Annotated in this window: 9 protein-coding genes; 2 read left to right on the forward strand and 7 right to left on the reverse strand. The window is 54.4% G+C overall.

Translation table 11 applies throughout. The features are described from left to right. The coding region (groL, locus tag AC6F7T_RS07460; RefSeq protein WP_500717477.1) for a chaperonin GroEL at positions 1 to 1,294 on the forward strand (1,294 nt) is incomplete at its 5' end. Between the two features lie 455 nt (positions 1,295 to 1,749). Here groL and AC6F7T_RS07465 read toward each other — a convergent pair. Together AC6F7T_RS07465 and AC6F7T_RS07470 are read right to left on the reverse strand one after the other, a co-directional pair. Then, positions 1,750 to 2,727 (reverse strand): hypothetical protein, encoded by a 978-nt coding sequence (locus AC6F7T_RS07465; RefSeq protein ID WP_500717478.1) that lies wholly within the window; start codon positions 2,725 to 2,727, stop codon positions 1,750 to 1,752. Positions 2,728 to 2,853: 126 nt separating this feature from the next. Beyond that, positions 2,854 to 3,087 carry a twin-arginine translocase TatA/TatE family subunit gene (locus tag AC6F7T_RS07470; RefSeq protein ID WP_500717480.1) on the reverse strand — a complete coding sequence of 78 codons (234 nt, stop codon included), beginning with the start codon at positions 3,085 to 3,087 and terminating at the stop codon, positions 2,854 to 2,856. Between the two features lie 270 nt (positions 3,088 to 3,357). Between AC6F7T_RS07470 and AC6F7T_RS07475 the strand changes: the two genes are divergently transcribed. Then, the gene (locus AC6F7T_RS07475; RefSeq protein WP_500717481.1) at positions 3,358 to 3,609 is read left to right on the forward strand and encodes a GSU3473 family protein; all 252 of its coding nucleotides are present in this window, start codon (positions 3,358 to 3,360) and stop codon (positions 3,607 to 3,609) included. Positions 3,610 to 3,637: 28 nt separating this feature from the next. Here AC6F7T_RS07475 and dksA read toward each other — a convergent pair whose 3' ends face one another. From dksA to AC6F7T_RS07500, 5 genes are all read right to left on the reverse strand, one after another. Beyond that, positions 3,638 to 3,994: an RNA polymerase-binding protein DksA gene (dksA, locus tag AC6F7T_RS07480; RefSeq protein ID WP_500717482.1), complete on the reverse strand. Its 357-nt coding sequence runs from the start codon at positions 3,992 to 3,994 to the stop codon at positions 3,638 to 3,640. 67 nt (positions 3,995 to 4,061) lie between these two features. Beyond that, positions 4,062 to 4,583 carry a hypothetical protein gene (locus tag AC6F7T_RS07485; RefSeq protein ID WP_500717484.1) on the reverse strand — a complete coding sequence of 174 codons (522 nt, stop codon included), beginning with the start codon at positions 4,581 to 4,583 and terminating at the stop codon, positions 4,062 to 4,064. Between the two features lie 26 nt (positions 4,584 to 4,609). Beyond that, positions 4,610 to 5,095 (reverse strand): cyclic pyranopterin monophosphate synthase MoaC, encoded by a 486-nt coding sequence (gene moaC, locus AC6F7T_RS07490; protein ID WP_500717485.1) that lies wholly within the window; start codon positions 5,093 to 5,095, stop codon positions 4,610 to 4,612. A 54-nt stretch (positions 5,096 to 5,149) separates the two neighbouring features. Further along, positions 5,150 to 6,505, reverse strand: a complete 1,356-nt coding sequence (radA, locus tag AC6F7T_RS07495) for a DNA repair protein RadA (RefSeq protein ID WP_500717487.1) — start codon at positions 6,503 to 6,505, stop codon at positions 5,150 to 5,152. A 370-nt stretch (positions 6,506 to 6,875) separates the two neighbouring features. Beyond that, positions 6,876 to 7,055: hypothetical protein (locus AC6F7T_RS07500; protein WP_500717489.1), on the reverse strand; the 180-nt coding region annotated here is incomplete at its 5' end.

Below are 7,055 nucleotides of genomic sequence, written 5' to 3' on the forward strand. Positions count from 1 at the left end.
CGACAAGGCGGTTGCTACTGCGGTTGAGGAACTGACAAAGATCTCCAAGCCGGTCAAAGATCACAAGGAGATTGCCCAGGTTGGTACCATCTCCGCCAACAGCGACGAAACCATCGGCAACATCATTGCCGAAGCCATGGAAAAAGTCGGCAAAGAAGGCGTTATCACCGTTGAAGAAGCCAAGTCGATGGAAACCTCGCTGGAGACCGTTGAAGGGATGCAGTTCGACCGTGGCTATCTTTCTCCTTACTTTGTCTCCGATGCCGAGCGCATGGAAGCTGCCCTTGATGATCCGTTGATTCTGATCCACGACAAGAAAATCAGCAACATGAAGGATCTACTGCCGGTCCTCGAGCCGGTCGCCAAGCAAGGCCGTCCGCTGTTGATCATTTCGGAAGATGTCGATGGCGAAGCGCTGGCCACCCTGGTGGTGAACAAGCTGCGCGGCACCATCAACGTCTGTGCCGTCAAGGCTCCCGGTTTTGGTGATCGTCGCAAAGCGATGCTCGAAGATATCGCCGTGCTGACCGGTGGTCAGGTGATTTCCGAAGAAGTCGGCTTCAAACTGGAGAATGCAACCATCGACATGCTGGGTAACGCCAAGCGCGTGGTGGTCGACAAGGACAACACCACCATCATCGATGGTGCCGGTGACGAAGTATCCATTCAGGGTCGCGTCAAGGTTATTCGTGGTCAGATTGAAGAGACCAGCAGCGATTACGATCGTGAAAAACTCCAGGAACGTCTGGCTAAACTGGTTGGTGGCGTTGCCGTGGTCAAGGTCGGTGCTGCGACTGAAACCGAAATGAAAGAGAAGAAAGCCCGCGTGGAAGATGCTCTGCATGCGACTCGCGCTGCGGTTGAAGAGGGTATCGTCCCCGGTGGCGGAGTTGCCCTGGTTCGTTGTCTGCCGGCCCTGAAAAAGCTCAAGGTTGATGGCGAGCAGAAGTTCGGCGTTGACCTGGTCATCCGTGCCCTCGAAGCGCCCCTGCGTCAGATTGCCATCAACGCTGGTGTTGAGGGTGCCATTGTTGCCGACAAGGTGCTTAACGGTAAGGGTGCTTTTGGCTTCAACGCTGCTACGGATGAATACTGCGACATGATCGAGGCCGGTATCATCGATCCGACCAAGGTGACCCGCAGTGCCCTGCAAAATGCCGGTTCGGTTGCCGGATTGATGCTGACCACCGAAGCGATGATCGCCGACAAGCCGGATAGTAAAGATGCGATGCCGGCAATGCCTGGCGGCATGGGCGGTATGGGCGGTATGGGCGGCATGGGCGGCATGATGTAAGCCCAGCCCCGCAGCTGTAGTTCAAGTTTAATCTGTAACAATGAAGCCCCCGTCGAGAGTTAGCTCTTGGCGGGGGCTTTGGTGTTGTCATTGATAATCTAAAACCTTTAGCCACCAAGGCTCCAAGGACACCAAGAGAAGCAAAAGCTGGTTTTTGGTTAAATCAATTTGGTTATCCACTTTGCTCCAGCTATAACAGTTAGAAGATCGCGACTGATGCGACTTGCTAATAATCTGGATCCTGCGACTTCGCGCAGGATGACACAGAAGGACGTTGATGGAAAAAAAACGGGTGTCATTCTGCGCGAAGCGAGGCGTAGTCGCAGAATCCATATCCTGTTTTCTGATTTACTGGAGTCAAATAGCTAACCAGATGAATCAATAAGCTGGTTTGTTTGGTTTTTCTTGGAGACCTTGGTGTCTTGGTGGCTTAGTGTGAGACTGCTTTGGATTGTTTAGCGTAGCAGCATCCTGAGCGATTCTTCCCGCGCCATTGGTGTGACGGTCAGGCTGGTTTCACTATCACTGCTAATGCACAGCACCGCAAGCTCGGCTTGATCCTTGCCCTTGCCGTAGGAGGCGACAATGGCTGCGGCCTGTTGCAACGTCTCTTGATCAGCGTCACCACAGAGTGCACCCATAGGGCCGCTGAAATCGCGGCAGCGCAGTAGTCGTCTGGACCCTGTCAAAAAGCCTTCCAGTGCCTGATTGTCTTCCTGGTTTCTGCCAACCACCAGTTTGACGGTGGGGTTAAGGCGGAACTGGCGGCCGACCTTGAGCAGTTCGACAGCGCTGACGTCGGCAGTGGCATCATGGCTGAGCAGATCGCGCAGTTGATTGGAAAAGCCCCTTTCCGTCAGCAGGCAGCCCCCGCCGCTGGCCGGTAATTCTTTTAAACCCCATTCTTTGGCCAGGGCTTGCTGGCGCTTGCGTGAACGCCCGTGGATGTCGAGCAGTTGGGCGCGATCAACCAGCCCCTGCCCTTCCATTGCTGTTGGCGGCAACAGGCGCGCACTCAAGGGGCGCAAAATCCGCTCAGGAAAACCGGAGTGTTTGGCGACGGCTTTAAGAGCGGTGGGGTTCTGGCTCATGGGGCGCTGCCCCAGTACTTCTCCGGAAAAGAGGAAATCAAAGCCGCTTTCCTGCATTTTTTCACCGGCCAGGCGAAACATCATGGCGTGGCAGTCGATGCACGGGTTCATATGGCGTCCGTAGCCGTATTTGGGATCTTTGACCATCTCCAGATGAATGGCACCGATGTCGACGATGATCAGCGGATGACCGAGAGCTTGCGCTGCTTTGCGGGCTTTGTCGGCACCAAAAAAAGGGGTGACAAAAGAAATGCCGGTGACCTCGATCCCCTGACGCATGAGGGTCATGGAGGCGAGGGTGCTGTCGAGGCCGCCTGACATAAGGCCCAGTGCTTTGGTCATGTTTCTCATCTCCTGTCCGGCAAACGAAAAACCCCGCCGATCCTGCACAGGGTTTGTTGATGATGGGTAGTGGGTAGGGGGTAGTGGGTAGTAGGTAGTGGGTAGTGGGTGTAACTACCTGTGTCGTCAGGATTGTTGATCCTGTGATTCTTTCTCTTCCTTGATCTCTTTCTTTTTCTGTTCGGTGGTTTCTTCGATTTCCCCTTCTTCGATGTTCTCTTCGCTGTCGTTGATCCCTTTTTTGAAATTGCGCAGCCCTTTGCCCAGCGCGCTGCCGACTTGTGGTAGTTTGCCGGCTCCAAAAATGATCATTACCAGTACCAGGATGATGAGCAGTTCCTGTGTTCCCAGTCCGAACATGGTATTTCTCCTTGGATAAAAAATCTGAGAGAGAAGATAGAAGACAGAATATAGAATTCAGGAGAAAACCTTTAGAATTAATAAGCTTTATTCTGAATTCTAAATTCTATATTGTTTTTTGCTTACAGTGCGGTCGTTTATTGATTCAGAGCGCTGAAGATACACTGGCTGCCGAAAAAAAACAATCACCCTGGCGACAGGGAACAGATTTCTTTTGCGGCTGCTGACAGCTTGAGGTATTTTGTCAAGGTGTGTTCATCGGGAATCTTGATGGGAGTAGATATGGTCAGGCGACAACTGATTGAAGTGATTTACCCGGACGGAACGCTCGGGCAGGTCAGTAACGATGTCCTTGATGTGCTGATTGCTACCGGGAAGATACTGAAGTTTTGTCGTGGTGATGGCTGGGTCGATATTGTTCGCGATCATGCGCGCTTGCGCGACTACCGCAGCTGTGAGAATTTTCGCGGACAGGATCGGCGTGCGCCGTGGCCAGCAAAAGTGGCGGACTCCGACAGTTGATCGCAAGTCCGCCTTGGCTTTGAAGACGTTAGCCGATCCGTTCGAGGCGTTCCTGCTCGGTTTTACATTCGATACACAGGGTAGTTACCGGGCGGGCACGCAGGCGTTCCGGGCTGATAAGCACGTCGCAGCTTTCGCAGTGTCCGTAGGTGCCGTCATCGATGCGCTCTAGTGCCTGGCGGATCTTGCTGATCAACTTGCGCTCACGATCACGAATGCGTAGTTCAAAATTGCGATCCGATTCCAACGAGGCACGGTCCGTCGGATCAGCAAAATTGACATTTTCCTCATTCATTTCGGATACGGTTTTACCGGCTTCCTGCAGCAGTTCCTCGAGCTGACGGTTCAGCAGTTCCCTGAATTCCCCCAATGTTTGTTTGTCCATATATCTCCCCTTTGTGTTCCTCTTGAGGGCTGCTTTGCGGCCGTCAAGAGGGTGTGGTTAACGATAGTCAAAAAATGCTTCGCAACTGCGTCGCGATGACCAGCAACAGCACGGCGACGGCGAGCCAGGCAGAAAAAATGTCGCTGCATTTACGTGGTGGATCAGCCGCCAACTGACGGGCTTCAGCGCTCAGGGTTGCTTGTGGTACCAGATCAATCAGCCGGCGCACCAGTTCGTCAAAACGGTCATAGCTGTTGGAGATGATCATGAAGCTGTTTTCAGTCGTCAGGCTGATAAAAACGCGTTTGCGGACCCTGACGGCATCGACGGAGGTCAAGTCGCCGAAGTCGAGCTGTTTTTTTCCCAGGGTTCGTTCCATCAGAATGTGATCGCTATGGATATGAACCCGGCGGCGGCTGCTCTCAATAAAAATCAACAGTGCCGGAGCCATGAAGGCGGCGAGCAGGTAGAGGCGGCCGGAAGGCAGCTGGATCCAGATGCCGATGAACAGTAACACCACGCCGAGGACAACGGTGATCGCCATGGGGATCAGAAAACCCTTGCGGATTCTGTAGGTGGTGCCACTCATAAGCTGTTCCCTTGTTGCCGGCAGAATCAATCGGTCGTGCGTTCAAAGGTGCCACTTTTGCCGCCGGTTTTTTTTAACAAGCAAATCTGCCCGATTACCATCTCCTTGTCAATCGCTTTACACATATCGTAGATCGTCAGCCCCGCTACCGCTGCCGCAGTGAGGGCTTCCATCTCGACTCCGGTCTGGCCGGTGACGCCGGCGCTGGCTGTGATCGAGACGATACCGGCTGTGGGGTCGGAGTCAAAGTCAATTTCCACCGCGGTCAGGGCCAACGGGTGGCACAGGGGGATGAGGTTGGCGGTTTGTTTGGCGGCCATGATACCTGCGAGGCGGGCAACGCCGAAGACATCCCCTTTTTGAATCGATTGGTCAAGAATCCGTTGCAGGGTTTGGGGTTTCATCCGAACTTCTGCCCCGGCGATGGCCTGGCGGTGGGTGGCCGGCTTGGCAGTAATGTCGACCATAATGGCTTTGCCGTTATGATCAAAATGGGTCAGTTGATCACTCATGTTGTCGTCTCGTCAATGTGTATTCGTTGAGCACAGGGTCGGGGTTCCTTAGCTTCAAATAAAAATAATGTCAAGAGCCTCACTGGCATGGTCGATGCCGGTCAGGCTGATACCCTCAGGCACCTCGAGATTCTTGATGCTTTTGCGCGGCAGGACGCATTCGCAAAAACCCAGGCGCGCTGCTTCCTTGACGCGTAATTCCGGCTGGGTGACAGCCCGTACCTCACCGGTCAGGCCGACCTCGCCGAAGATCACCAGCTTGGGGTTGATGATGCGGTTGAGGTGGCTGGAGGCCAGCGCAGCAATAGCGGCAAGATCGATGGCCGGCTCGTCGAGGCGCACCCCACCGGCGACATTGAGAAAGATGTCCTGTCCGGCGAGGGACAGTTCGACCTTCTTCTCAAGGATGGCGATCAGCAGGGCAACGCGCTTGTGGTCGATGCCGATGGCGGTACGCTGGGGGGTGCCGAAGGAACTGGCAGAAACCAGGGCCTGCAGTTCGACCAGAATCGGCCGGCTGCCTTCAAGGGCGGGCACAACGACGCTGCCGGCACTTTTGTCGGGGCGTTCGGCGAGGAACAGTTCCGACGGATTACTGACCTCACGCAATCCCTGGCCGCACATCTCAAAGACACCGATTTCGTTGGTCGAACCGAAACGGTTCTTCACCGTGCGCAGAATGCGGTAGGGGTAACCGGGATCTCCTTCAAAATAGAGAACGGTATCAACAATATGTTCCAGCACCCGAGGGCCGGCAATGGCGCCATCCTTGGTGACATGACCAACAAGAAAGGTCGGGATGCCGAGGCTCTTGGCCTGAATCATCAACTGGCCGGAGCATTCGCGCACCTGGCTGACGCTGCCGGGGGCGGAATCAAGGTTGCTGGTAAAGATGGTCTGGATCGAGTCGATAACCAGAAAGGCCGGCTTGAGTTCGACAATGCGCTGTTTGATTTGTTCGAGGGAGGTTTCAGCCAGCAGGTAGAGGTTGTCGGTGGCGATGTCGAGTCGATCAGCGCGCATTTTGACCTGGCGCACTGATTCTTCGGCGGTAACGTACAGGGCGATGCCGCTAGCGGCGAGATGGGCAAACGCCTGCAACAGCAGGGTTGATTTGCCGATACCGGGATCGCCACCGACAAGAATCAGGGAGCCGGGCACCACACCGCCACCTAAGGTACGGTCGAGCTCGCCAAGGCCGGTACGCAGGCGATCTTCGGACCGGCAATCAACGGTGGTCAGCTTGACCGGACGTCCTGGTTCAGCGAGGGCGCGGCTATGGTTGGCAACCGCCACCGGCTGTTCTTCGACCAGACTGTTCCATTGTTGGCAGTCGGGACAGCGTCCGTGCCATTTAGGACTCTGGTAGCCGCAGTGCTGACAGCTGTAAACAGTTTTCGCGCGTGCCACAGTGGCTCCCTGTGCTGGAGTGAGTCGCCATCCTATTCTTAATGGCCTGAAGGTGTCAATTGATCGCTGTCAATGGCGTCTGTTTGTTTGTGTGACTCTTTCTTTACTGGGAGGAGTGAACCTATAATGATAAGTGTATCTTGCTCAGCACCGGGCCTTCGGATCCAATGGCAAGGGACGCTTATCGTCATCCATGACCGCTTGCTGTCGCCGTCCATGGCGACAGACACCCTTGCCACAGAATCCGAAGGCCCGGTGCAAGGATAGAGCTGAATAGCAACGCACGCCGCATTTCGGCGTCTTGTCGAAGAGTAACTTTAAAATTTGTAAGCGCCTGATTTCAGGTAGTTAGTTTGAAGTTACTCAGAAGTTACACGGTTAGAAGATCGAGACCGATGCGACCTGCTAATAATCTGGATCCTGCGACTTCGCGCAGGATGACAAAGAAGTACGTTGATGGAAAAGAACCGGGCGTCATTCTGCGCGTAGCGAAGCGAAGTCGCAGAATCCATATCCTGTTTTCTGCTGTACTGGAGTCAAATAGATAACC

It is taken from the genome of Pelovirga sp., from assembly GCF_059864205.1.